The organism is Microseira sp. BLCC-F43, from assembly GCF_041929235.1.
GTDB lineage: Bacteria > Cyanobacteriota > Cyanobacteriia > Cyanobacteriales > Aerosakkonemataceae > Microseira.
In genome coordinates, this window is record NZ_JBHFNP010000315.1 from 1 (window position 1) to 25,691 (window position 25,691).

The 25,691-nt window shown below is 45.3% G+C and carries 16 protein-coding genes and 1 pseudogene; 10 read left to right on the forward strand and 7 right to left on the reverse strand.

Going from position 1 to position 25,691, the window contains the following annotated elements:
- Positions 1 to 676: 676 nt before the first annotated feature.
- Positions 677 to 2,347, reverse strand: a complete 1,671-nt coding sequence (pckA, locus tag ACE1CM_RS42270; protein ID WP_374885291.1) for a phosphoenolpyruvate carboxykinase (ATP) — start codon at positions 2,345 to 2,347, stop codon at positions 677 to 679.
- Between the two features lie 337 nt (positions 2,348 to 2,684).
- A complete protein-coding gene (gene larE / locus ACE1CM_RS42275; protein WP_374885351.1) occupies positions 2,685 to 3,512 on the reverse strand; it encodes an ATP-dependent sacrificial sulfur transferase LarE in 828 nt (275 codons plus the stop codon).
- A gap of 157 nt (positions 3,513 to 3,669) precedes the next feature.
- Between larE and ACE1CM_RS42280 the strand changes: the two genes are divergently transcribed.
- The 3 genes from ACE1CM_RS42280 to ACE1CM_RS42290 all read left to right on the forward strand — a co-directional run bounded on the left by ACE1CM_RS42280 (position 3,670) and on the right by ACE1CM_RS42290 (position 8,138).
- A complete protein-coding gene (locus ACE1CM_RS42280; protein WP_374885292.1) occupies positions 3,670 to 4,284 on the forward strand; it encodes a class I SAM-dependent methyltransferase in 615 nt (204 codons plus the stop codon).
- Positions 4,285 to 4,991: 707 nt separating this feature from the next.
- The gene (locus ACE1CM_RS42285; protein ID WP_374885293.1) at positions 4,992 to 6,254 is read left to right on the forward strand and encodes a glucuronyl hydrolase; all 1,263 of its coding nucleotides are present in this window, start codon (positions 4,992 to 4,994) and stop codon (positions 6,252 to 6,254) included.
- 411 nt (positions 6,255 to 6,665) lie between these two features.
- A complete protein-coding gene (locus tag ACE1CM_RS42290) occupies positions 6,666 to 8,138 on the forward strand; it encodes a phytoene desaturase (protein WP_374885294.1) in 1,473 nt (490 codons plus the stop codon).
- Between the two features lie 240 nt (positions 8,139 to 8,378).
- On the opposite strand, the gene ACE1CM_RS42295 is transcribed toward ACE1CM_RS42290, so the two are convergent.
- On the reverse strand, positions 8,379 to 8,966 hold the full coding sequence (locus ACE1CM_RS42295) for a Uma2 family endonuclease (RefSeq protein WP_374885296.1): 588 nt from the start codon (positions 8,964 to 8,966) through the stop codon (positions 8,379 to 8,381).
- Between the two features lie 99 nt (positions 8,967 to 9,065).
- Between ACE1CM_RS42295 and ACE1CM_RS42300 the strand changes: the two genes are divergently transcribed.
- The gene (locus ACE1CM_RS42300; protein WP_374885297.1) at positions 9,066 to 10,697 is read left to right on the forward strand and encodes a cyclic peptide export ABC transporter; all 1,632 of its coding nucleotides are present in this window, start codon (positions 9,066 to 9,068) and stop codon (positions 10,695 to 10,697) included.
- A 36-nt stretch (positions 10,698 to 10,733) separates the two neighbouring features.
- Entirely contained in the window at positions 10,734 to 11,654 is a 921-nt protein-coding gene (locus ACE1CM_RS42305) for a hypothetical protein (RefSeq protein WP_374885299.1), read from the forward strand.
- 31 nt (positions 11,655 to 11,685) lie between these two features.
- Here ACE1CM_RS42305 and ACE1CM_RS42310 read toward each other — a convergent pair whose 3' ends face one another.
- Together ACE1CM_RS42310 and rlmD are read right to left on the reverse strand one after the other, a co-directional pair.
- On the reverse strand, positions 11,686 to 16,116 hold the full coding sequence (locus ACE1CM_RS42310; protein ID WP_374885301.1) for a PAS domain S-box protein: 4,431 nt from the start codon (positions 16,114 to 16,116) through the stop codon (positions 11,686 to 11,688).
- Positions 16,117 to 16,648: 532 nt separating this feature from the next.
- Positions 16,649 to 18,061 carry a 23S rRNA (uracil(1939)-C(5))-methyltransferase RlmD gene (gene rlmD, locus ACE1CM_RS42315; protein WP_374885352.1) on the reverse strand — a complete coding sequence of 471 codons (1,413 nt, stop codon included), beginning with the start codon at positions 18,059 to 18,061 and terminating at the stop codon, positions 16,649 to 16,651.
- 705 nt (positions 18,062 to 18,766) lie between these two features.
- Between rlmD and ACE1CM_RS42320 the strand changes: the two genes are divergently transcribed.
- Together ACE1CM_RS42320 and ACE1CM_RS42325 are read left to right on the forward strand one after the other, a co-directional pair.
- Positions 18,767 to 19,252 carry an allophycocyanin subunit alpha-B gene (locus tag ACE1CM_RS42320; protein ID WP_226594120.1) on the forward strand — a complete coding sequence of 162 codons (486 nt, stop codon included), beginning with the start codon at positions 18,767 to 18,769 and terminating at the stop codon, positions 19,250 to 19,252.
- Between the two features lie 799 nt (positions 19,253 to 20,051).
- Positions 20,052 to 21,878: a ShlB/FhaC/HecB family hemolysin secretion/activation protein gene (locus tag ACE1CM_RS42325; protein WP_374885302.1), complete on the forward strand. Its 1,827-nt coding sequence runs from the start codon at positions 20,052 to 20,054 to the stop codon at positions 21,876 to 21,878.
- 486 nt (positions 21,879 to 22,364) lie between these two features.
- Here the strand turns inward: ACE1CM_RS42325 and ACE1CM_RS42330 are convergent, their stop codons facing one another.
- Together ACE1CM_RS42330 and ACE1CM_RS42335 are read right to left on the reverse strand one after the other, a co-directional pair.
- Positions 22,365 to 22,700: a hypothetical protein gene (locus ACE1CM_RS42330; RefSeq protein ID WP_374885303.1), complete on the reverse strand. Its 336-nt coding sequence runs from the start codon at positions 22,698 to 22,700 to the stop codon at positions 22,365 to 22,367.
- 13 nt (positions 22,701 to 22,713) lie between these two features.
- Positions 22,714 to 23,145 carry a hypothetical protein gene (locus tag ACE1CM_RS42335; protein ID WP_374885304.1) on the reverse strand — a complete coding sequence of 144 codons (432 nt, stop codon included), beginning with the start codon at positions 23,143 to 23,145 and terminating at the stop codon, positions 22,714 to 22,716.
- A gap of 473 nt (positions 23,146 to 23,618) precedes the next feature.
- Between ACE1CM_RS42335 and ACE1CM_RS42340 the strand changes: the two genes are divergently transcribed.
- The 3 genes and pseudogenes from ACE1CM_RS42340 (at position 23,619) to ACE1CM_RS42350 (ending at position 25,673) form a co-directional block, all read left to right on the forward strand.
- The gene (locus ACE1CM_RS42340; protein WP_374885305.1) at positions 23,619 to 23,891 is read left to right on the forward strand and encodes a hypothetical protein; all 273 of its coding nucleotides are present in this window, start codon (positions 23,619 to 23,621) and stop codon (positions 23,889 to 23,891) included.
- A gap of 305 nt (positions 23,892 to 24,196) precedes the next feature.
- Positions 24,197 to 24,862, forward strand: a pseudogene (locus ACE1CM_RS42345) (Uma2 family endonuclease).
- Between the two features lie 214 nt (positions 24,863 to 25,076).
- A complete protein-coding gene (locus ACE1CM_RS42350; protein ID WP_374885306.1) occupies positions 25,077 to 25,673 on the forward strand; it encodes a Uma2 family endonuclease in 597 nt (198 codons plus the stop codon).
- Positions 25,674 to 25,691 lie beyond the last annotated feature (18 nt).

Sequence of the window (25,691 nt, forward strand, 5' to 3'; positions counted from 1 at the left end):
CGAAAGTAGGCTGAGTCATTCACCCTTAGAGCAGTTCTGCATGAAGCCAGAAACGGTTAGCCAGATAGCTATTAATGAGCGAAAAGCTAACTCTAATTCCTGGCCTGATTCCTCGTCTCTTTAGAGCGAGGAGCGGCTCAAAATACTTCTGCTGTTCCAAGTATTCTTTCAAACGCAATAGTTCTGTGGACTTGCCTACTCCCCGGTGCCCAGAGTAAAGTTGGCATGTAGGTTTCTTGGAGCGTGCGATCTTCCGACCTAATTCTCGTACAACCTCCCAGCCACCACGGACTTCTTGGCAATCGACATACGCCTCTTTGGGTGGGGGCTGAAACGGTTCAAAAGAACTGTAGATTTCGGTCAGTAAATCCAGCGTCATGGGCTACCTCAAGCAAACTTCTTCACAGGTATAGCTTACAAGGTGATGGATTGCAAACAAAAGCGGTTCCAGCAAACATATTGCTGGGCAATTACCTCGATCGCTATCTCTAAACTACACCCTAACAAGCAACTTCGTGGCCTAACTATGCGATCCCTCACCAACAGTTTACAGGTTTGCTTTTAAACTATTGCAAATATCTATGCCCCATTGCCCAATGACTTGCGTAATTCCTGCCTACAATTTTTTCTAATTGGGAGAGGGAAAAAAGTTTTGCACCCTCTCCCCTAACCGGATTTATTCAAATGCGGGAGATGCTTCCATCATCTCTAAAGGAACGTAATGGAACCTGCGGAAATTTTCAACAAACCTCCTTGCCAAATCTTTAGCTTGTCGTTCGTAAGCAATTGGATCGATCCAAGTTTTTTGGGGGTCTAAAATATTGCTGTCAACCCCTGGAACTGTTTCGGGTACTAACACTTTAAAGATTGGATGGTGATGGAATGTGACTTTATTTAATGCGCCAGAAAGCGCCGCCCATACCATCGCACGAGTATATTCGATCTTAATCCGGTTACCGACGCCGTAAGGCCCTCCCGTCCAACCTGTATTTACTAGGTAAACATCCGCATCGTACTGGATGAGGCGTTTGTACAACATCTCAGCATAAACTGTTGGATCAAGTGGCAAGAACGGGCTACCAAAACAAGATGAAAAAGTCGCTTGCGGTTCGGTAATGCCGCGTTCTGTTCCTGCTAGTTTACTGGTATATCCTGACAGGAAATGATACATTGCCTGCCGGTTAGTGAGTTTGGAAATAGGCGGTAAAACGCCAAATGCATCTGCTGTTAAGAAGATGACTGCCTTGGGATGACCGCCAACGCCCGGAACGACGCAATTAGGAATATAATCTACAGGATAGGCGGCTCTGGTATTTTCGGTGATGCTGTCATCGTCATAATCTGGAATTCGGGTTTGTTCGTCCAGAATTACGTTTTCTAGCACCGATCCAAAGCGCAGTGCTTCCCAAATTTGCGGTTCGTTTTTCTGGCATAATCGAATGGTTTTGGCGTAACATCCACCTTCAAAATTGAAGACGCCGCGATCTGACCATCCATGTTCGTCATCCCCAATTAACCGCCGGGAAACATCGGCAGATAAGGTAGTTTTGCCAGTTCCAGACAGTCCAAAAAATAGCGCCGTGTTGCCAAATGCATCCATGTTGGCGGCACAGTGCATCGGCAAAACGTTCTGCTTCGTCATCATGTAGTTGAGGAACGAGAATACCGATTTTTTCATTTCTCCGGCATAGTGCGTTCCGCCAATTAAGACGATTCTTTTGACTAAGTTGAGTACGATAAACGCTTCACTGTGGATGCCGTCGATGTCTGGATCGCCTTGGAAACCTGGAAGGGCAATTACAGTAAAGTCGGGACGGTGATATTTTAATTCGCGTTCGGTTGGCCTCAAAAACAATTGGTGAACGAATAAGTTGTGCCAAGCAAATTCGTTGATGACTCTCACACCCAAGCGGTATGTTGGATCTGCGCCTACATATCCATCAAAAATATACAAATCTCTGCTTTGGATGTAGGCAAGCATCCGCTTGTAAAGCTGTTCAAATTTATCGGGAGAAAGCGCAAGATTGATTGCGTTCCAATCTACTTCATCGAGAATTTCTGGTTCGGCAACGATGAATTTATCGTTGGGCGATCGCCCAGTATATTTCCCCGTCTTAACGCACAGCGCGCCGTTTGCTGCTAAAGAGCCTTCTTTCCGCGCTAGAATGTGTTCTATTAGCTCTGCTACTGATAGGTTCCGATACACTCGACCGATGTTTTTGATGCCTAAAGACTCTAGTCCAAACGTTTTGTCTTTGCTTGGTTCTATCTCTTGGGCAAAAGTATCGAGTTCCCAATTCAGGTTGTTCGGGTTGCAAGAATCTAGGTGGGACGCGATTGCATTCATTTTATCCCCCTCTTTGTTACTTAGGTTTTACTTCACATCTGCAATATTCTCGATCAATTGCACATCCTTCTTGTGAGTCCTGAGAGGAGCGATGTGCGATTTTTTCTGTAAGTATTGATACTCTTTTTTTACCAGGTTGGCAAAAGCTATGGATTTTTTATTTAAGATTATTTGCGTTAATTAAGACAAGTTCGTGCTTTGAGAATAAAGTTTACAGCGGCGAAGAGCCGCGTGAGGTACAGCGCAATCGCGCAAGTTTGTGTAGCGGCAGCATTAATGCTGCCGCTACACAAACGAAGGTGTACCTCTACTGAGTAAGCTAGTTACAAATTTTACTTTAACCTTTGAGGCTCAAGACTTCCCGATCGAGAACCAGATTCAATTTGCCGCTTTTAAACCCTTCTAAATCTAGGGTTACGTAGATAAAACCGAACTCTTGAAATGCCGCCACTAACTGAGGTAAATCGGTGGTTAAGACAAACTCCTTAATTTGCTCTGGAGGCAACTCAATTCTGGCGGTATCGCCTTCGGATCGCACCCGCAGATTTTTCCACCCCAGTTTCCGCAAATAAAGTTCTGCCCTGCCAACTCGCTGCAATTTGGCGACGGTGATTTCTTCGCCGTAGGGAAAGCGCGAACTCAGACAAGGTTGGGCGGGTTTATCCCACCAGGGAAGTCCTAATTGTTGGGAAAGTTGGCGGACTTCGATTTTGGTGACGCCGACTTCGGCGAGGGGCGATCGCGCACCCCTTTCTTTCGCCGCCTGTATTCCGGGACGATAATCTTGCAAATCGTCTGCATTGACTCCATCGACGACGTAGGGATAACCCCGCCGCAACGCCAAGGGTTTGAGGGTGTCGTGCAATTCGCTTTTGCAAAAATAACAGCGATTGACGGGATTTGCGGTGTAATTGGGATTGTCCATTTCGTGAGTTTGGACAATTTCGTGGGGAATTCCGATCGCCGCCGCCTGGATGCGCGCTTCTTCTAGGTCTTCCGGTAACAGGGAGGGAGATTCGGCGGTGATCGCAAGTGCGCGATCGCCCAATACATCGTAAGCAACTTTCGCCACCAACGTGCTGTCAATCCCGCCAGAATAGGCAATTAATGCCCGATCCATTGCCGTAAATATTTGTTTGAGTTGCTCAAGTTTCTGCGCCAACATTCCCACTTCACAAATCACAGCATTTAATAATTATAACCGTTTCTATTCAATGATTTTAGCTCAATTTTAAAAGCGACGATAGGATTCATTCTTGCTTGAAATTTCCACGCCTTGAGATTATAATTAAACAATGATACATTAGCCAAATTTAAATCACATGAATCAAGAACGGCAAATAGCCAACTGGAAACAAATATATCAGGACACTCCAGTAGAATCGATGCCTTGGTTCAACCCAGATTTAGATCCGGATATTGACTCAGCCTTAACCAAGCTGAACCTGAAAACGGGGACGGTATTGGATATCGGAACGGGACCAGGGACGCAAGCAATGGCATTGGCACAGCGGGGTTTTCAAGTCACAGCCACCGATATTTCTGAGGCAGCAATTGAACAATCCCAAGCCAAAGCCCAAGCAAAGGGGTTAAATATCTCCTGGCAGGAGGATGATATTCTGAACACTCAGATTAGCGGTGAATTTGATTTAATCTTGGACCGGGGTTGTTTTCACGTATTCCACGCCGATCAAAGACAAGATTACCTGCGGGCGGTTAATAATTTGACAAAGCCGAAAGGTTATCTATTTTTAAAATGCTTTAGCCATTTAGAAACAAGGAAAGAAGGCCCATATCGATTTAGTCCGGAAGAAATTGAGGATATGTTTAGCCCTCAATTTAATATCATTTCCATCGAGCAAACCGTTTACTACGGTAGGTTATATCCGCGGCCCAAAGCGCTATTCTGCATCATGGAAAAACATAAACAGGACTGACGCAAAAAAACCTGGTTTCTCCGAAAAATTGTAGGTTTCCAGTCGGGAGATTGACGCATCACCTCTGTTTTTGGCCCCGCGTGCATAAGTCCTGATGTAATCAGATCTTGCCTCAGTTTCATAGCCCGCCCGGAAATCAATTTCCGGATTGTAGAGACGTTACATGTAACGTCTCTACAAGTCGGTTAAAACCGACTAAATGCTATCAGCTTTGGAATTGATTCTCTGGCGGGATATGAGGTTGGTGCAAGCTCTCAATGTAGCAATTTTGGTTGATTTGTGAAACCTGGTTTTTTTTAATGAACCGCAGAGGACGCAGAGGAAGCAGAGGAAGAGAAGGAAGAGAAGATTTCGCGGATCTTTTGGGATTGGTATCTCTAAAAACCCAGTTTTCTGTGAATCAAGTTCACTAAGTTGCCTCTGCCATTTGCTAATTCAGTATAAATGCTGTACTTGTATTTATTGTGTATTATTTTTTGCCGGATATGTACTGAGTAAACAAAAAAACATCACTGATGGGTATGAATGCAAAGGGTGGAGATAATTTCTTTGTAGTGATGACTTTGCCAGCTGATGTCGCTACAAAGGTTCAGATTGACGGTCAGTGTTTAGATGCTATAAAGTAGGGGAACAGATGATCTGTTTCAGTGAAAAAATTAACTTCACCAAGTAGGCTATCGTTTGATTCAGAGAGTTGAAAAAAATCTATGTTGCTCAAGTCTTATTCAGCTTCTATTATTCTGCTAATTTTAATGTGTGGCAGTGCTAATTCAATTAATGAATTATCAACAGATAAAGCGAAAAAAAGCCAGGTTTTAATGGCTGGTATTGAGCAAGTTAACGGGGAACTAACTGATGCTCAAATTGACAATATAATTACTTTGGCTAAAGCAAAGTTTACCACTTCTGCCCAGCAGTTAAACCCAGCGGATGGATATCCCCGTATTGGTTTAACTAATGGGGAATGGCAGATAAGTAAGGCAGAAAAATGGACGAGTGGCTTTTTCGGCGGTAGTTTATGGTATCTGTATGAAGCAATGCCCGATCGAGGCATCCAAGCATTAGCTGAAAAATGGACTGTCGGATTATCAGAGCAAAAGAATAATGTATTACATCCAGGTATTGGTCACGATATTGGCTTCATTATTTACAATACCTTTGGACATGGATACCGCCTGACTGGGAATCAGGCATATAAAGAAGTCATTCTGCAAGCCTCTACCTCCCTAGCGTCACTTTTTAATCCTCAAGTGGGTTGTACTCGCTCTTGGACATGGGGCAAAGATCGGTGGGATTTTCCTGTGATTATTGATAATATGATGAATTTAGAAATGCTTTTTTGGGCTGCCAAAAATGGAGGCGATCGCACTTGGTACGATCTGGCAGTCAGCCATGCACTCAAGACGATGGAAAATCATGTTCGTTCTGATGGCAGCACTTATCAAGTTGTTGATTATAATTCTTCTACAGGTGAAGTCATCAAGCGTATTAAATGGCAGGGTTACTCAGTTGAATCTACTTGGTCGCGGGGTCAGGCATGGGCGATTTATGGTTTTACTGTCGCTTATAGAGAAACACGCGATCGCCGATTTCTCAACACAGCCCAAAAGTTAGCTGACTATTTCATTAAATACTTACCAGAAGATTATATTCCTTACTGGGATTTTCAGTCACCAGATATTCCGAACACAAACCGTGATGCTTCAGCTGCTGCGATCGCCGCATCATCATTGCTAGAACTCAGCACCCTTGTTTCTCAACCCAAAGAGAAAGAAAAGTATTTGCAAACGGCTAAAAATATCTTAATTACTCTTTGTTCGCCCCAATATTTAACCAAAGGAAGTAACGAGAGCGCTATCTTGAAACACAGTGTTGGTTCGTTTCCTCACGGAGGCGAGATCGATGTTTCACTAATTTATGCTGACTACTATTTCATTGAGGCTCTACTTCGATATCGTCAGCTAAATTAGGATACTAAGTACGAAAGTCATACAGCATATTCCTGGTTTATGAAGAGCTTTTTTGCAGTTAACAGAACTTACGCTTGGGCGTTGCCAGAAACCCGGTTTCTTCGTCAATCTTTGGTTGCAAAACCAACGATTTTTCGGAGCGCCCTTTGTTTCTTTGCGTAAGTCCTGGTTAAATTAGGGATTGGCAAACACCGGGTTGTTTTTGTGAAGAAAGTTTAATTTTTATTAAACTAAAGACACCTGGTTGATTGCACTCCCACACCGAAAGCTGAACGGATTCTATTGGAACCACTCGATTAATAGTAAATCCCAAATGTGCATTTCTTGTGGAGAAGCAGTTAAATGTAGGTTAAATATAGGGGGATATACCCAATTTTGGCAACGAGATAATCGAACAAAGGATAGGAATTAATGGATATTCTAGTCATTGGTAGCGGTTTTGGCGGACTTTCAGCAGCAATAAGACTGCAAGCGCAGGGACATCGGGTGACAATTGTAGACAAGCGCGACAAACCGGGGGGGCGCGCTTATGTCTACGAACAAGATGGTTTTCGCTTTGATGCTGGTCCTACTATTATTACCTCGCCTTGGCTAATTCGGGAATTATTCGAGTTATGCGGTAAGCAAACTGACGATTATGTCAAGTTGGTTGCTTTAGACCCGTTTTATAATATTCGGTTTGAGGATGGATCGATTTTTCATTATAGCGGCGATCGCCACCAAATCATCCAACAAATTCAGCAGTTTAATCCAGCAGATGTAGAAGGTTATCAACAATTTTATCAAGCCTCGTCACAAGTGTTTAAAAAAGGCTTGCCTTTGATGACCAAACCTTTTACTCAAATTACAGATATGCTCAAGGTTGCACCTGATATGGTTCAGTTGCAATCGTTTAAATCGGTAGCCGGGTTTGTTAATCAATATATCAAAGATGAACGGCTGCGAATCGCCTTCAGCTTTCATCCTTTATTAATTGGTGGAAATCCGTTTCAGAGTACTTCAATTTACGCCATGATTCACAAACTAGAGCAAGAATTTGGCATCTGGTTTGCCATGGGCGGGACGGGTGCTTTGGTACAAGCTTTGACGCGGCTTTTTTGCGAGATTGGCGGGCGATTGTTACTCAATACAGAAGTGGCTGAAATTGTTATTAATGAAAAGACTAAACGCGCTACCGGAGTGAAAACTAAGGATGGAAAGTTATTCCCATCGGATGCAGTTGTTAGCAATGGAAATGTGGCGTTTACCTATCTGAATTTGATTGGGGAAAAGTTTAGGAAAAAGTGGAGCGATCGCCGCATTAAAAACCTGCAATATTCCATGTCTTTGTTCGTGCTATATTTCGGCACCAATTGTCGTTACAACCACATGGCACACCACGAAATTCTCATGGGGCGACGTTACAAAGACTGGATCGAAGATATTTTTACTCGCAAGCATTTACCCGATGATTTCTCATTATACCTGCACCGACCTACGGCAACCGATCCATCGCTAGCGCCTGAAGGTTGCGATTGTTGGTACGTACTTGCACCCGTTCCTCATTTGGGTGGAAAAATTGATTGGAAAACTCAGGCTAAACCTTATCGAGATGCAATTGTTCAGTATTTGGAACAGCGGTACTTACCAAAGTTATCCGAACATATTGTGACAGAACGTTATATCGATCCATTGCACTTCCGCGACGGTTTAAATAGTTATTTGGGAAGTGCTTTTTCTGTAGAGCCAACTTTATTTCAATCTGCTTGGTTTCGTCCCCACAACCAAAGTGAAGATATTCCAAATCTTTATTTTGTCGGTGCTGGAACTCATCCCGGCGCGGGTATTCCTGGGGTGATGAGTTCGGGAAAAATTGTTGCCGAAATGCTAATGGCTAATGGCTAATGGCTAATGGCTAATAGACTTCTGCAAAAACTCTTGTGGGGTGGGCATTCTGCCCGCCTTTGAGGATAAGGTGACAACATCTGTTAAACTGGGTTAATAGCTCTATTTTTTCAACCAGTTAGAGATGAAAGACCCAAAAAAACAAACGCTTAATATCGATGCTGGAACCCTGGTTTTAATTATCTCGGCGCTTTTACTTTTGCCTTTGTTATTTATGGGGTTTTTATTCCAATGAAATGATTACTCTCCCCCTGCTAACACGCGGTCAACTGTCAGATATAACTCAGGGAAAGTCTGGGACACAATGCGATCAGAACCAACAAATTCTGCTGCTTCATACAGTCCCTCAACTAAAGTGAAAACGGTTACTTTATTATTTGACAAATCCACAACCCAATATTCTGGAATATTCAGCACATTATACTCAACCCGCTTGGAGCGATAATCTGTAGTTTTAGTTGACTCGCTGACAACTTCTACTACCAGCAAAGGCGGGGGTTCGTTCAGTTCAATAACTGCTTCTCGGTTTCTTAATTCTCGCCATTGAGATAGTGGAATTACAACAATGTCTGGAATTCGAGATGTTTCCCATCTACCACCACGAGGGGAACGAATACCAATAGCCATTTGTTTAGATGTCCAGTCAAGCTGTAACCGTTTAATTTCGCCTCGAAATTCATCGTTGAGAAATTCCGTTATCGCCCCATGTTGTCCACTACCAAGACTCATTGGAACTAATTCCCCATCTACCAATTCATAGCGAGTATCCGTACCATCTTCGTACTTGAGATACTCTTCAAAGGTAAGCCGTTTAGCGGTTGTAGTCATGATGATATTCCTACCTTTACCTAATTCTACCAAAAAAATCTCTATTATTGCCGTGAAAAGTTAGATCAGCTATCCTATAGATTGGGTTTATGGACGATTATGAATGTCATCTGGCTGCTGATAAAAGCTTCTGGGTTGAATGTTGCGATTGCTATCCTAAACGGCTTAATTAGCGGTGGGTGTAGCGCTCAATTAATAGCGCTGATTAACCGCGCCGTGAGCGGCAATTCAACCGATAATTTAATTGGTTACTTTGTGGGATTGGCATTCCTTGCCCTGCTGACAAGTATTATTTCCCAATTTTTATTAATCGACCTAGCTCAAGGTGCAGTTTATAACTTACGATTGCGCCTCAGTCATGGTATTTTATCTGCACCGCTACGGCATTTAGAAGAATTGGGAGCAAACCGTTTATTAGCAACTTTAACAGATGATGTGCAAACCCTTTCTAATACCGTGTTTGTTATTCCTTTCCTCTGCATTGACTTTGCTATTATTATCGGATGTTTGGTTTACTTGAGTTGGCTTTCCGGACTGGTATTCGTCGTAACGGTAGCTTGTATCGGTACAGCCATTGCTATCGTTCAAATCTTGCTGAATCAAATGAGAAAATATTTCAATCTGGCGCGAGAGGAACAAGATAGATTATTCAAACACTTTCGCAGTATCACGGAAGGAATTAAAGAACTAAAATTACATTCAGAACGCCGTCAGGAATTTTTTTCTGAGGAGTTGCAAGTCAGCGTCGCGGCATCGCGGAATCATAATATAGCAGCACTGAGGATGGGTGCGATCGCTATCGGATGGGGACAGTTACTCTTCTTTACCATTATGGCTTTGTTGGTGTTTGCTTTGCCAAAATTTGTATCGGTTACCCCGACTCTTTTAGCCGCTTACGTTTTGACGCTTGCTTATATAACGACGCCGATGCAAAATATGTTAGATCGGCTTCCCGCTTTATTTCGAGCCAATGTAGCCCTACAAAAAATAGAAAAAATGGGTTTAGCATTAGCGGATAGATCGGAAGAGCAAAGTCAAAATCCACAAGCCAAAATCCACAAACCAAAATCACTTGACTGGACATCCTTAGAACTAGAGAAAGTTACCCATACCTATCCAGGAGAAGACAGCAACTTTGTTTTGGGAGAGTTAAATTTAACATTTTATCCAGGGCAATTAGTATTTATCGTTGGCGGTAACGGTAGCGGCAAATCTACTCTGGCTAAAATTATCACCGGGCTTTATATCCCTGAAACTGGAGCGATTAAATTAAACAGTCAGCCAATTACAAATGAAAATAGAGAATGGTATCGGCAGCATTTTTCAGTTGTTTTTTCGGATTTTTATCTATTCGATCGACTCTTGGGAATTAGCCATCCCAACCTCGATATGCAAGCGCAAGATTATCTGCGGCAATTTCATTTAGACCATAAAGTTCAGGTAAAAGATGGACTTATTTCTACAACAGCACTATCTCAAGGACAGCGAAAGCGCCTCGCTTTGTTAACAGCTTATTTGGAGGATCGTCCGATTTATTTGTTTGATGAATGGGCTTCGGATCAAGACCCATTTTTTCGCGATGTTTTCTATAAACAGCTATTGACGGAACTAAAACAGCGGGGCAAAACTGTATTTGTTATTAGTCACGATGACCGTTATTTTCACCTAGCAGATAGAGTAATTAAGCTAGATTATGGAAAGGTACAATATGATACTTACAACGATCTTTAATTAATTAGCATCAAGAGCAAGAGGGAGACTAACTCAGTGACTAGATTTATCCACGATCAATTTGCCAAGGACTACCTGGAAGAGTTATTAACTCCACTAGGCGAGGTACAAGCACCCCGTCGCGTTTCAGGAGAAATGAGACAAATCGATGTGTGGTTTACCCCTAATTTACCTCAATCTGCCGCTGCTATCCAACCTCTGGGATTATTAGGAAGATTAGCAACAACAGCGGCAATTTTTGAACCCTTCCGCAACGCTGTCACTCCCCAAGAGATTTGCGATTGCTTATTAAAACTTTTAGAAATTCGAGGAGAATTCCAACGAGAAGCAAATCGGAATAATACCAATTTACAAGAATCTGATTTACCAATCTTATGGATATTGACACCCACTGCTTCAGCTCCTCTTTTATCGGGATTTCGCGCTATAATAGATAATAATTGGTTGCCTGGGGTGTACCTCATGGCAGACTATCTGAGAACTGCCATCATTGTGATTCACCAATTACCGCGTACCCCCGAAACTCTTTGGTTGAGAATTTTGGGGAAAGGAACTGTACAAAAGCAGGCAATTGATGAACTCGCAGCACTGCCAGTAGATCGCCCCGGGCGTACCAACGCCCTCAAATTACTGTATAACTTGCAGAGAAATCTAGGAATTAATCAAACTTTAGAGGCAGAAGATAGGGAGTTAATTATGCGATTAGCACCTTTGTATGAGCAAGACAGAGAGCAAGCAATCCGGGAAGGAGAACAACGGGGAATACAGCAAGGTATGCAGCAAGGAGAACGCCTAGTGGTGGAAAATTTGCTGCGGGTGCGTTTTGGGTTATTGGATGAGCAATTGACAGCGGTTATTGACCCGTTGCTGACTTTGACACCAGAAGAATTTACCCCCTTATTGCTGCAATTATCCCGCGAGGAATTAATTGCTCGATTTAACGAACGGCAACAATAAATCTACCCACGCCAAACTGATCGTCGAACTGTCAAATACTACGAACTGCCATCAAGCTGGCGATCGCTTCCACTAATTCGCCTGGTTCTACGGGTTTGGTAATGTGGCGTTGAAAACCTGCCTCGATTGCGCGATCGCTATCTTGTTTTCTAGCATACGCTGTGAGCGCGATCGCCGGAATTTTTCTTTCTCCCTTTTGTGCTTGTTCTAACCGCAACTGCCGGATTAATGAATAGCCATCTTCCTCTGGCATTCCAATATCGCTGATTAAAATATCTGGTTTAAATTGGTTAAAACTTGCTAGTGCTTCCCGCGCCGATGCAGATTTTTCTACAATTGCTCCCGACTCGCTTAATGCAAACTCCAAAAAATCGCGAATATCGGCTTCATCATCAACAACGAGTATGCGTACTCCTGCGAGAGAAACTTCAGAATCTAAGCCAGCAGGAGAAGCAGAAACGGGGCAAGATATTAGCGGTATTCTGACTGTAAACGTCGCACCTTGTCCTTCTCCCGCACTTTCTGCAAAAACGTTACCGCCGTGCAGTTCTACCAAATGCCGTACAATTGCTAAACCTAATCCCAATCCGTCTTTAGATCGGGTGGTAGTATTATCTGCTCTTCTAAAGCGCTCAAAAACGTAAGGTAAAAAGTCAGGACTTATACCTTTGCCGGTGTCGGTGACGGTAATTTGAGCATAATTGGTAATTGGTAATTGGCTATTTTGAGCGCCTGTTACGACTGATAATTCTACTTCTACTGTTCCACCAGATGGAGTAAATTTGATGGCGTTGTTGAGTAAGTTTCCGACTATTTGCTGCAAGCGATTTAGATCGCCGGATACTTGACAAGAGATGCCCTCTATTCTAGTTTCCAGGTAAATTTGTTTATGTTCTGCCGCGAGACGGACTGTATTAATAGCAGTTTCAACTACATAATTTAGATTAACTGGTGCGACGTTTAAACGCAGATTTCCGCGAATCATTCGGGAAATATCTAATAAATCTTCAATTAATTGGCATTGGGTTTGGGCGTTGCGTTCGATGGTTTCTAAGGCACGATTAACCACCGCCTGGTCAAAGGTGCGAGTTCGCAGCAACTTTGCCCAACCTAAAATAGAATTAAGCGGACTTCGCAATTCGTGGGAAACTATTGCCAGAAATTCATCTTTGGTGTGGTTGGCATGTTCTGCTTCTTCTCTGGCAGCTTTTTCCCTTGCTAAAAGTTCTTCCCTTTCTTGCTCTAATTGCTTGCGATCGCTTATATCCAAGACAAACGCCACCCCGCGATCGCGATATCCGGGCAAGAACGCACAACCAAGCAAAATTGGGATGCGACGTCCGTCTTTGCAAATGTATTCTTTCTCGAATGGTTCGTATTTGCCTACGGTATGCAGCAGCTTTAATTTTTCATTATCTGTTTCGTAATATTCGGTTGGAGTAATGTCGCGATAGTATATTTTTCCAGCTTGCAATTCTTCTCTGCTGTAACCTGTCATGCGAATAAACGCATCGTTGGCATCGGTAATTTGTCCTTCTATATTCCAAAATAAAATCCCGATCAGATCCGACTCGAATACTCCTCTAAATAATGCTTCGCTTTGTTTGCGATCTGTAATATCTTCCGTGATACCCATCAGCGATTCGAGCGAACCATCTGGCGCGTATTCTGGAATAATCCGCGAGTAATAGTGCCGACCTCTGTTGCTAAATTCCATCGGCGTTACTTGTTTGGTGGCGATCGCTTCGTGGCATTTGGTTTCAAACAAGTCGCAGATCTCTTCTTCCAACCCCAATTCCCGTCCAGTTTTGCCGATAAACTGCTGCGGTGCCATCCCAGATACTTGCTCTACAGTGGGACAGATATAAAGGTGACGCAGATTGGTATCGAGTCGGAAAATCACGTCTGGCAAGTTTTCTACCAAGGTCGAAAACTGTCGTTCGCGACGGCGCAATTCATCTTCCATTTGCTTGCGTTCCGATAAGTCAACAACAAAGCTAACGCCCCGACTTTGGGAACCTTCAAACATTACGCCACCCAGCAAAATGGGGACGCGACTGCCATCAAAGCGGATGTATTCTTTCTCTAGGGTGTCAGAAGTTTTGCGCCGCATTTTTTGCAGCGATCGCTCGCTCCAATCCAATTGCTCTGGTGGCGTCATCGCCCGCCAATTCACCCTTCCTGCTTGCAAATCTTCCCGCGTGTATCCCACCATGTTCAACAAGGCGTCATTGGCATCGAGGACTGTTCCGTCTGCATCCCAAAACATGACGCCGAGCAGATTTAATTCCACCAGTTGTTTGAGTCTAGTTTCGCTTTGTCGCAAAGCTTCTTGTGCTTGTTTGCGATCGCTAATATCCGTTGTACTCCCTACAATTCTAATCGGACGACCTGCCTCGTCTCGCACCACAAACTTTCGATCTTCTACCCACACATAGTGACCGTTTTTGTGCCCCACGCGATATTCAATGCAATGGCGGTCTATCGTTGCGATTTCGGCAAAGAACTTTTCTGGAGTCTTTTTGTGAATGTCTTCTGGATGAATGCGATCCATCCACCATTGCGTCGTGGGTTCTGCTTCCTCTGGCGCATATCCCAAAAGCTCGTTTAAACCGCGAGTTCTTTCAACTCTATTGCTCTGCAAATCCCAATCATAAATCAAACAATTCACCGCCGTCGCTGCTAATTCATATCGCTCGTTGGCGCGGCATAATTCAATTTCTGCTTGTTTGCGTTCTGTAATGTCTAAAGCTGTTCCCAAAACTTGGCGCAGCGAACCATCGGCATTTCTGCTAAAGACAACTTCTCGACTACAGAACCAGCGCCATTCCCCATTGGCACGTTGCATCCGGTATTCGATTTCCAAAATTGCGCCTTCAGGTGCCGCAGAAAGTCGCTGCAAATGGTCAGGAGTGCGAGCAAAATCTTCTGGATGGATCAGGGTGGGTAACAGGTTTGCTCCCATTCTCTGAACTTGCTCTGATGAGTATCCAAGCAATTCGGTAACTTGCCGATTTACATAAACATTTCGCTGTTCGACCAGGTCGTAAAGGTACAGAATACCGGGCGTGGTATCGGCAATTTGCCCGAGCAATTCCCGACTCGCCAGCAATTCCTCCTCCGCTTGCTTGCGTTTTGTAATATCCCGAATCAACCAGCGCCAACCAGTCGCTTCTCCCTCCTTGTTATCTGCACTAATCACCGAAACTTCCGCCGGAAAAGACTCACCTTTGAGCGGTTTCAATATTAGCTCCCAAGTCTGCCTTGACTGCAATGACTTAGTGCGACTTTTCAGATCTACCTGTTGGTTAAATTGACTGCGAAACCCAGAACGCACTTGTGGGGAAACGAACGTAAATAAGGGTTTCCCAATCAAAAATTCTTGGTTTGCCGATAGCAGAGCAGCAGCGGTACAATTTGCTTCCTGAATTATCCCCAATTTATCCGTTACCAGATATCCATCTGGCGCAAAATTAAACAAATCCCGATACCGCTGACGCTCAATATCGAGGGAGGCGCGAGCCATTTCCAGTTCGGTATTTTGTAGGTGCAGTTCCTCTTGAAAACAGTGCATTTCTTCTAGCGCCACCTGTAATTCTTGGTTGGTTTCTGTTAACTCCGAAGCGCGATCTTCTAACTGGGCGTATGCATTGATCAACGCTGACTCTGTTTGCTTGCGCTCCGTCACATCTCGCCAGGAAGCAACAAATCCATCATTCCACTTGCTGGCGCGAATATCGTAAGCTCTGGTAAGTTTTTGACCGCCAAATACATCGGTATAAATCAGGGATTCTTTAATTAATGGTTGTCCCGTTTCTACTACCCGACAATATTCGGCAAACAGTCCGCTCATCCGATGAGCGGGTAGCAATTCGCATAGTCGTTGCCCAATATTTTCCCGCGTCATTCGATTGTTTTCCAGGGCAGCTGTGTTGAGATATTCGATGCGAAAATCTACTATTTTTCCCGACTCATCTCTCATTGCCGAATAAATGCCAAAACAATCGAGCATGTTTTCTACAGAAGTGCGGAACCGCTCCTCACTGTCTTGTAATTTTTGGCGCAATTCGGCATTTTCAATCGCACTCCGCACCGCACTTCGCAATTCATCCGGCGTTGTTTTTTGTTTAATTAAGTAATCTTCTGCTCCGCTTTTGATCGCCTTTACTGCAACAGTTGTATCCTCGCGATCGCTTATCATCACCACAGGCGGGCATTTCCTCCCTGCCTGCTTTTTCAGCTTTTCTATAAACTCCAACCCATCAAATTCTGGTAGCCAAAAATCCACTAATATCCCGTCTGGCAGTTGCCCGCGACACAACGCCAATGCTCCCTCTGCCGATTTTTCCTCTAAAATCCTATAGGAATACTCCGGATCTGCCAGCAGGCAATTCCGATATCTTTTCCGGTCTTGAAGACCCCTTTCAACAATTAGAATGGTTCTTTCCTGTTGTGTCATCATGACCTATTTTTTTGCTAGCGATCGCCTTTTCTCCAATTTTATTTCCCCAACCTTTCTTGTTTGTTCTCACATAGCATTTCCCCTTCCCTCCCCATCTGAATTTATCGGATTTTTGCTGGTAAAATTGCTGATTTAGCGCTATTTTTTCCCAACCGATGCACCCAGATGCGCTCTCATTTATCAGCTTTTTAATCTCAATTTATTTTCCCAACTCTATAGGGTACCTAATAAAATTACCCCTAAAGAGCGGTTACGGCTTCTACCTTAAGGTGGATAACGCGAAGGGGAATTGAGACTAATTTCCCTGGTTGCATAAATCGCTCCCACCCGCCGACTGACGGGGGCGGGTGGGAGAAATTGTAGGGGCACGGCGGGGGAAAATATTTCAGGGATGCAACTTAGCTTGTTGATGCCGTGCCCCAACAGGCGGGGGAAAATCTTTCAGGGATGCAGCAAAGTTTTTTGGTGCCGTGCCCCTACAGGCGGGGGAAAATATTTCAGGGATGCAGCAAAGAAAGTTGCTGCCGTGCCCCTACAGAGCGATCGCTTGCTGTCGCACCAAGAAAGCAGCGCATTCAACGTGAGAGGTTTGGGGAAAGAAATCAGCAGGTTGTACCCGCGTTAATCGATATTCCCCATCCTGACATAATAATTTCAGGTCGCGGGCGAGGGTAGCGGGTTTGCAACTGACATAGACAAGGCGCTGGGGTTTAATTTGTAATAGGATATCGATGACATGGCGATCGCATCCCTTACGCGGCGGATCGAGCAATACAATATCCGGCATTACTTCTAACTGCGGCAGCAATTTATCTACATCTCCTACCTGGAAATTGATATTATTTATCCCATTTAATTCTGCATTTGCCTTTGCTTGTTCAACTGCTTCCTCTTGCACCTCCAAACCGATTGCTTGACCCACTTGTTTTGCTAGGGGTAACGTCATCGTACCAATGCCACAATAAGCATCCACTAGCACTTCATCGCCTTGCAAATTTAACTCATCTGTAATTGCCTGCACCAGTGCTTCGGCAACTTCTGTATTAACTTGGAAAAACGTATCCGGGCGAATGTGGAATTTCAAATTGGCAAATTCTTCTACCAAATCGGGTTTTCCCGCAATGCAGCGAGTTTCATTGCCAAAAATCGCATTCGTGCGTTGAGGATTGCGGTTTAACGACACTCCCACCAAATTAGGATATCGCTGCAACCATTCTTGAGCCTGCGCTTCAATTCCCGGTAAATCCCCATCCTTAACTACCAGCGTTAGCAGCATTTCCCCAGTCCGCCGCCCAATTCGCAGACCCAAATGGCGCACCTGCCCTTTGTGGCGTTTTTCATCGTATACCTGCCAACCCCGGTTTTCGATATCTTTCTTTACATTTGCCAGCAAAGGATTTAATCGCGAATCTTGCACCGGGCATTGATTTAAATTAATGAGATGGTGGCTCGATTTTTGGTAATATCCCGCTTGCACAACACCAGTAGATGAGATTCCCAAGGGATAGGTAGCTTTGTTGCGGTAACCCAAAGGCGAATTCGCCGCTAACACCGGAGCGACAGGCGGGTGAGAAATGCCGCCAATGCGTTCTAAAGCTTGAATAACTTGATTTCGCTTCGCTTCTAGCTGATATTCATAGTTAATGTGCTGCCACTGACAGCCGCCGCATTTATCCGCCACAATGCAACCAGGGCGGATGCGATCGCGCGAAGGTTCCAGAATTTGGTGTAATTTGCCAAAACCGTATTCGGGTTTAACCCGGACTAGGCGGGCGAGAATGCGATCGCCCACTACAGTATCCGGCACAAACACCACCCGCTCAAGAGTGCGCCCCACCCCATCTCCCTCATCAGTCAGATCGGTAATCGTCACCTCCACCAATTCCCCCTGCTGCCATTGAGAAGATTGTCGATGGTCGCTCCCCCCCTGAAGAAGGGGGGGCAGGAGGGGAGCCGCCAGGCGATGGTCGCTCCCCCCCTTGTGAAGGGGAGGCAGGGCGGGAGCCGATTTGTCATGGTCGCTCCCCCCCTTCTTCAGGGGAGCCAGAGGGGGAGCCGATTTGTCATAGTCGCTCCCCCCCTTGTGAAGGGGAGCCACGGCGGGAGCCGCCTGACGATGGTCGCTCCCCCCCTTCTTCAGGGGAGCCAGAGGGGGAGCCGATTTGTGATGGTCGCTCCTCCCCTTCTTCAGGGGAGCCGATTTGTCATAGTCGCTCCCCCCCTTCTTCAGGGGAGCCCGGGGGGGAGCCGCCAGGCGATGGTCGCTCCCCCCCTTCTTCAGGGGAGCCAGGGGGGGAGCCGATTTGTGATGGTCGCTCCCCCCCTTCTTCAGGGGAGCCAGGGGGGGAGCCGCCAGGCGATGGTCGCTCCTCCCCTTCTTCAGGGGAGCCAGGGGGGGAGCCGTCAGGCGATGGTCGCTCCCCCCCTTGTGAAGGGGGGGCAGGGGGGGATCCGATTTGTGATGGTCGCTCCCCCCCTTGTGAAGGGGGGGCAGGGGGGGATCCGATTGGCGATTAGGTTTTCCCCCCTGCTTCCCTGCCCCTCTAGTCCTCTGCTCACCTGCTCGCTTGCTCACCTGCTCCCCTCCCTTTATTTGTGTCCCACTCAATCGTTAAACTACAAATTGATATTCACCCAACCTCTAATAATCATGAGTGTAGTTAGCCAAGTTATTCTCAAAGCCGACGACGAACTTCGATATCCCAGCAGCGGCGAACTCAAAGGTATCAAAGACTTTTTTCAAACCGGCGAACAGCGGGTGCGGATCGCCAACACATTAGCCGAAAACGAGAAAAAGATAGTAGAAGAAGCCAGCAAACAGCTTTGGCAGAAACGTCCCGATTTTATCGCACCGGGTGGAAACGCCTACGGACAGCGTCAGCGGGCGCTTTGTCTGAGAGACTACGGCTGGTATCTGCGTCTAATTACCTACGGAATTCTCTCCGGAGACAAAGAACCGATTGAGAAAATTGGGTTGATTGGCGTCAAGGAAATGTACAATTCCCTGGGCGTCCCCGTCCCCGGCATGGTTGAATCGATCCGCTGTCTGAAAAAAGCTTCTTTAGCACTCCTTTCCGAGGAAGACGCCACCGAAGCAGCTCCTTACTTTGACTATATCATTCAGTCAATGTCCTAAGTTCGCTTTGGCAGCAGCACCAAAAACCGGCGAGAAGCTGCTTTGACCGATACCTCTTGTTTGATCTTAGCTAAGTTCCCCACCCTTGGCGGTGCTTCCTGGCATAAGCTGTGTCAGAGTACCGCCAGGCGGTGGGGAAATTTTAATTGGGTCACTGGTAATTGGTAATTGGTAATGGGTCATCGGTCATGCTTGAGAAGCGTCTTTGCAATAGACATCTTCAGGACTTACGCTTGGGAGACCTATCACCAAAGTTTCCAGCTGGGATCTCTAGTTGCCAAACCGACGATTTTTCATAGAAACTTTGGTGTTTGCGTCAGTCTTGATCTGGCAAAAGTCCCTTTGATCAAATTCTTGGGCAGGCGGGACGCCTACCCCACAAGAAACAATGACTCTTGTGGGATGGGCAGGAAAGCCCCTCCAGTGTGATTTTTGCCACATGTCTAATGACCCATTACGCATTACCCATTACCCATGACCCATTACCTAATTCAAATAAAAAACCGACAGTCTGCTTGGAGAAACTGTCGGCGGCTCGTGTGTTCCCTGTCGATGACTCGGCTAGAGTTCAGTTGTCTATTAGTATTACCCGTTTCCATCAGGCACAACGCGATCTGAATCATTCTTGTTTGTGATGTTCATCATCGTTCCAAATCCCATATTCAAATATACACATAGCATTTAATTTGAGAACCGTTGCAAACTTCGTAAACTATTGCAGGTCGTCAATCGCAATAAAATAATTGTGCTTCTGTAGGTGGGTGCCTTCCGCATAGCCTCCTTTAGGAAAGGATTTCTAGTGTATTCCCGCTTTTTGCTGCTTCAACTCTCGATCGGTGGTATTTGTCTGACTGGTGCGAAGGGCGTTGCCGTTGCGACGCAAATCGCCACAGCCAAATCCCTCCCTGCGGCTGAAATACCCCCGGCGACACAACCCATCGCCCAGACTGCACCGCCAATAGATAATACTCAACCAAGAGAAAATCTGCCGGTTCCACCATTTAATCCTCAACCCAACCCCAACGAAGATCGTTTCCTGCAACCCGCCCCAACCCCCCAACCCACAACCCCCGAACCAGACGAACCCATATTACCGACTCCCACGCCTACACCCTCGCCAGAAACCCCTCCGGTGAGGATTTCTGTGCGGAAAATTCAAGTTAGCGGTAGTACTATTTTCTCTCAAGATGAGCTTAATCGCATCATCCAAAAGTATGAAGGACGGGAAGTGACTTTAGAAGAACTGAGGGGCGTTGCGGATGCGATTACTCAACTTTACATCGACCGGGGTTATATTACCTCCAGAGCGGTTTTGCCAGACCAAACGATCGCCGATGGGATAGTGCAAATTCGCGTCATTGAAGGCAGTGTAGAGCGGATTGAGATTGAAGGAACGCGCCGGTTGAATCGTGGATATGTGCGCTCGCGCGTGCGCTTGGGAACGGGTACGCCCCTCAATACCGCCGAATTAGAAGACCAACTCCGACTGCTGCGGACGAATCCTCTATTGGAAAATATAGAAGCCAACCTGCGATCGGGGACAAGTTTAGGTCAAAGTATTCTGCGAGTTCGCATTACAGAAGCTGACCAATTTAGAAGTAACTTTAGCCTTGACAATTACTCGCCGCCTAGCGTTGGTTCGGAACGATTGGGCGTTAATTTAACTTATCGCAATCTTACCGGCTTGGGAGATGAAATTTTTGCTTCTTATTACCGTTCTACAACTGGAGGTTCAAATGCCCTTGACTTTATCTATCGTATCCCGTTGAATGCAAGAGAAGGCACTTTACAATTGCGTGCTGCACCGAATTGGTTTGAAGTAACTGCCCCAGAATTTGATGAATTAGATATTAACGGCGATTCTCAATTATACGAAATTAGTTTCCGACAGCCGCTGATTCGCTCTGTGCGTCAAGAATTTGCTTTATCGATTGGTTTTACATTTCAAGAAGGTCAAACATTTATCGGCGATCGCCCGTTTGGTTTTGGCATTGGACCAGATGAAGAAGGTAGAAGCCGCACCAGCACATTCAAGTTTGGACAAGACTATATTCGCCGAGATGCAATGGGAGCAACAGCAGTCCGAAGTCAATTTAGTTTCGGCACCAGTTTATTCGACGCCACCACCAATCCCGACCCAATTCCAGATGCTCGCTTTTTCAGTTGGCTGGGTCAATTACAGCGCGTACAAAGGCTTTCAGAATCTAATTTGCTAATTTTACAAGCCGACGTACAACTAACACCAAACAGCTTATTACCATCGCAGCAATTTGTCATCGGCGGCGGTCAATCCTTGCGCGGCTATCGGCAAAACATTCGATCTGGTGATAATGGTTTCAGATTCTCAATCGAAGACCGCATTACCTTACAACGGGATGCCGATGGTGCCGCGATATTCCAAGTAGCACCATTTATCGATTTTGGTTCGGTTTGGAACGGATCAAATAATCCCAATTCCTCATCAGACCAAAGATTTTTAGCCGGAGTAGGTTTAGGGTTATTGTGGCAACCAATTCCTAAAGTAAACTTGCGCCTTGATTACGCTTATCCCTTAATTAACCTAAGGGACAGAGGTGAAAACGCTCAAGATTCCGGCTTTTATTTTCAGGTAGTCATTAGTCCCTAGAGCCCCAGTCGATTAAAAGAGGTTGACAAAAGGGGCATAGTTTGAATTCTATCTAGATCTCGGCAGAGCGAAGCATTCGGGAAGAAAGATTGTTGTAGATCGCGATCAATTGTCGCCAGAATGCTTCGCCCCTACTCCATATGTAGGGTGCGTTAGCGATAGCGTAACGCACCATGAATCCAGATTTAGACTCCATATGTAGGGTGCGTTAGCGATAGCGTAACGCACCATGAATCCAGATTTAAACTCCATATGTAGGGTGCGTTAGCGATAGCGTAACGCACCATAAATCCTGAGAAAGTTGGGTTTCGCGATGCTCAACCCAACCTACGAATGATATCATGTCCGCTTGAATACCCATAGTTAAGAATGACGCGGTGACAAGGGAGAGTGGTGAACCAGGGAGTTTTAATTAAGGGCGAAAAGCCGGACATCATATGATTAGATAAATTGATAGCCCTAAATACGGGAGAGCCAAATAGAAAGCTAGGGAATTAGGTTACATTCAAACATCTTATTGGCAATTGGCCCAGCGACTCGATTGATAAATTGCTGACGCATCTCAGGATTCTTCTGCAACATTTCGATCGCTTTTGCCTGGAGATCCGCTTCTTTCCCGCCGTCAGCTTGTGAACTTGTTGCGGACTTAGACTGAGGTTGCATCTGAGCGACCTCTTCACAGGAAGCATTTTGGTATTTGTTGATGACGAGATTGGCAGCTATATCCAACAAAGCTTCCTTGGATGTAAAGTTGGCACAAGAACTGACAAATATTGCTATAGAAATCAAAGCAGTTAGAAACAACAGATGAGACTTTTTCATCAAGTCCTCCTCTCTAGGGAATAACTTTACAGTCAAACATTTTATTGGCGATGGGTGGTGCCACGCGATTGATAAATTCTTTACGGATCTCAGGATTCTGCCGCAACATTTCAATCGCCTTAGTCTGGAGTACTGCTTCCGGTGTCCCCCCTGTTGGCGCACTCTTTTTGGATTGGGGTTTCATCTTGGATAAGTCTTCACAGGAAGCATTTTGGTATTTTTCGCTCGCCAGATTGGCTGCGATATCTAGCAAAGTTTCTGGATTTGGTAATGTAACTTTCTCACTCGGCAATGAGGGTTCCTGATTGGGTTTTTGCATCGGTAGTGGAGAATTCTGAGGCGGAGGTGGCAAGGGAGGCAATGGCTGTAGAAAAGCCTTGCTACCAATTCCTACAATTATGATGATGGCAGTGAGAATGCCTAGAAACAGATGTGACTTTTTCATGAATTTATCCTCTTGATTTGTTGGCATCTAATACCAATATTCCATCACTAGCAACTTGCGTTAATAGACCTCTCCAATAAATCAAGCCAAAGACTGCTCGTGTCGCCTATCCCACAAGAGTTTTTGCAGGAGTTTATTGAGCGATCGCTCGCATATTTTACCCGGAGCGCACCCCCACCCATCATTCCCGAGCGCACCTCTTGACGATTGTCTTCATTGCCGCTATGCTCAACAACTATAGGTTGCCAGACCTAAACCGGACGGCAACCTATATGGCTGGAAAATCTAGTTTCGCTGCCCAAAGCCGCTAGCAACAGCAATGGACAGCTTCACCCCCCAAACTGTCATACCCAGTCGGGAGGCTAATCGAGAATTGTAACATTTTCTCTGTAGCCACCCTGCTTTCTCATGCCAGCGGGGTGGCTAGATTTTTGGCTTTTTTGAGGAAAACCAAAAAATCAGGATAAAATATCATGGCCCAAGAGTTTTTGCAAGACTCTGGCGCATCTGTTCGTCCAAATTCTGACGCAGGCGAAGACACTCGGGAAGTCGTGCGGGTGTTGATTATCAGTTCTCCCGACGGGGTGATGGAAACCATCCAAACCTTGTACGCAAAAGACTTTGCCCGAGTAGACGAGTGGAGTCCACCGCAACCAACGGGAAAACCTGGTCAGGTGGTAAGCATTCTTACTCGTTACCGCAAACGGCGACGGATTAAATTAGCGATCAGAAAATCGGGACGTTAATTTGTCGATATCGATCCCCCCAACCCCCAATGCCTTGGGGGGCGTTTAGGAGCCAAAATCGATCCCCCCAACCCCCAATGCCTTGGGGGGCGTTTAGAAGCCAAAAAATGCTTGTGGGGTGGGCATCTTGCCCGCCGCCTACTCCACAAAGCCAAAAAATGCTTGTGGGGTGGGCATCTTGCCCGCCTCTGGATCTATATCAAAGCGATACGTGCTGCCGCACAGGCTACCGCCAACGCACAAAACCCATCAATGCACAAAAAAGCGATATGGCACAATCGGAACAAATGGTTGAGGGTCGAATCATGACAGGAATCATGCCGAAAATATTACCACTGGAAAACGGCGATCGCATCACAAGGGCAGAATTTGAACGACGCTACGATGCCATGCCCAACTTGAAGAAAGCCGAATTAATTGAAAGAATTGTATACATGGGATCGCCAGTCCGAGTTATTCACGGCACACCACATGCGCTAATTATGACTTGGTTAGGAATTTACTGGATTGCCACGCCAGGGGTTAACTTAGCAGACAATACGACAGTACGCCTCGATCCAGATAACGAACCTCAACCCGATGCACTGTTGCGAATTGAAGTTGGCGGACAATCTATTATTACTGAAGATAATTATGTTGAAGGTGCGCCGGAATTTATTGCGTAAATAGCGGCGAGTAGCGCTGCTTATGACTTGCGAGATAAATTGATAGTTTATCGGCGCACCGGGGTTCAAGAATATTTAATTTGGCAAGTTTACGAACAAAGAATTGATTGGTTTCGTTTAAGAGAAGTCGAATATGTTTCTTTATTAGGAGATGAATCGGGAATTGTTAGAAGCGAAGTTTTTCCAGGTTTATGGTTAGCAGTTCCGGCTTTAATTGCAGGGAGTTTAGGCGAGGTGCAGTCTGTGTTGCAGATAGGGTTGGCAACGCCAGAACATCAAAGTTTTGTGGAACAGTTAGGGAGTTAAGTACTGGGAAATTCAGGTTTCTGGGGATAATGCGCTCGCTCAATGCAATTTGATATTTTCAGATTCGCTTGTCCCCCTTTTTTGCCAAAAAATATGCGAGGGTAAAAGGCATTTATTAAAGTTGTATAATTGAGGATATAAGATAAGCGATATGTCTGCGTCACGCTGCGCTAACGCATCTCTAAATTCGTTTAACTGCACCAGGAGGTTTACTATGGTAGCTACTCCCGAACCTAAATACATGAGTCCCCAAGAATATCTAGAATGGGAAGAAAAGCAACCAATTAAATACGAATATATCAACGGCGAAGTGTTTGCCATGACTGGGGGAACGCTTGCCCATGCTACTATTGCTGGTAACCTGTTCTATCAGTTGAAAAATCACCTGCGAGGTGGTTCTTGTCGTCACTTCGTTTTTGATGCCAAAGTAGGTGTATCTGAAAAAGGCCCCTTTCACTATCCTGATGTAATGGTAAGTTGTGACGAAAGGGACAGAAACGCCGACAAAGTAATTTATCATCCTTGTCTAATTGTTGAGGTTCTTTCACCGAGTACAGAAAGTTTTGATCGGGGGAAAAAGTTCCAACAATATCGCCGCATTTCGACTCTCAGAGAATACGTTTTGATCGGTGCGGAACAGATGAATGTTGAAGTTTTTCGATTAAATGATAGAGGAATTTGGGAGCTTTATACCTATGCAGAAGGAGAGGAAATTTATTTAAGTAGCGTTGATTTTAGGTGCGCGATCGCACTTTTGTATGAAGATGTCGTGCTAGAATCTGACGAGTCAGAAACAGCAAGTAACAAATGAAACTTCTTTTATTAGAAG

Bases quoted from the DNA above. Each gene is read 5' to 3' on its own strand.
- ACE1CM_RS42335 (WP_374885304.1), bottom strand. From the start codon at position 23,145: ATGAAAAAGTCACATCTGTTTCTAGGCATTCTCACTGCCATCATCATA.
- ACE1CM_RS42295 (WP_374885296.1), bottom strand. From the start codon at position 8,966: ATGACTACAACCGCTAAACGGCTTACCTTTGAAGAGTATCTCAAGTAC.
- ACE1CM_RS42310 (WP_374885301.1), bottom strand. From the start codon at position 16,116: ATGATGACACAACAGGAAAGAACCATTCTAATTGTTGAAAGGGGTCTT.
- ACE1CM_RS42300 (WP_374885297.1), top strand. From the start codon at position 9,066: ATGAATGTCATCTGGCTGCTGATAAAAGCTTCTGGGTTGAATGTTGCG.
- pckA (WP_374885291.1), bottom strand. From the start codon at position 2,347: ATGAATGCAATCGCGTCCCACCTAGATTCTTGCAACCCGAACAACCTG.
- ACE1CM_RS42320 (WP_226594120.1), top strand. From the start codon at position 18,767: ATGAGTGTAGTTAGCCAAGTTATTCTCAAAGCCGACGACGAACTTCGA.
- ACE1CM_RS42285 (WP_374885293.1), top strand. From the start codon at position 4,992: ATGTTGCTCAAGTCTTATTCAGCTTCTATTATTCTGCTAATTTTAATG.
- ACE1CM_RS42290 (WP_374885294.1), top strand. From the start codon at position 6,666: ATGGATATTCTAGTCATTGGTAGCGGTTTTGGCGGACTTTCAGCAGCA.
- ACE1CM_RS42340 (WP_374885305.1), top strand. From the start codon at position 23,619: ATGGCCCAAGAGTTTTTGCAAGACTCTGGCGCATCTGTTCGTCCAAAT.
- ACE1CM_RS42350 (WP_374885306.1), top strand. From the start codon at position 25,077: ATGGTAGCTACTCCCGAACCTAAATACATGAGTCCCCAAGAATATCTA.
- larE (WP_374885351.1), bottom strand. From the start codon at position 3,512: ATGTTGGCGCAGAAACTTGAGCAACTCAAACAAATATTTACGGCAATG.
- ACE1CM_RS42280 (WP_374885292.1), top strand. From the start codon at position 3,670: ATGAATCAAGAACGGCAAATAGCCAACTGGAAACAAATATATCAGGAC.
- ACE1CM_RS42330 (WP_374885303.1), bottom strand. From the start codon at position 22,700: ATGAAAAAGTCTCATCTGTTGTTTCTAACTGCTTTGATTTCTATAGCA.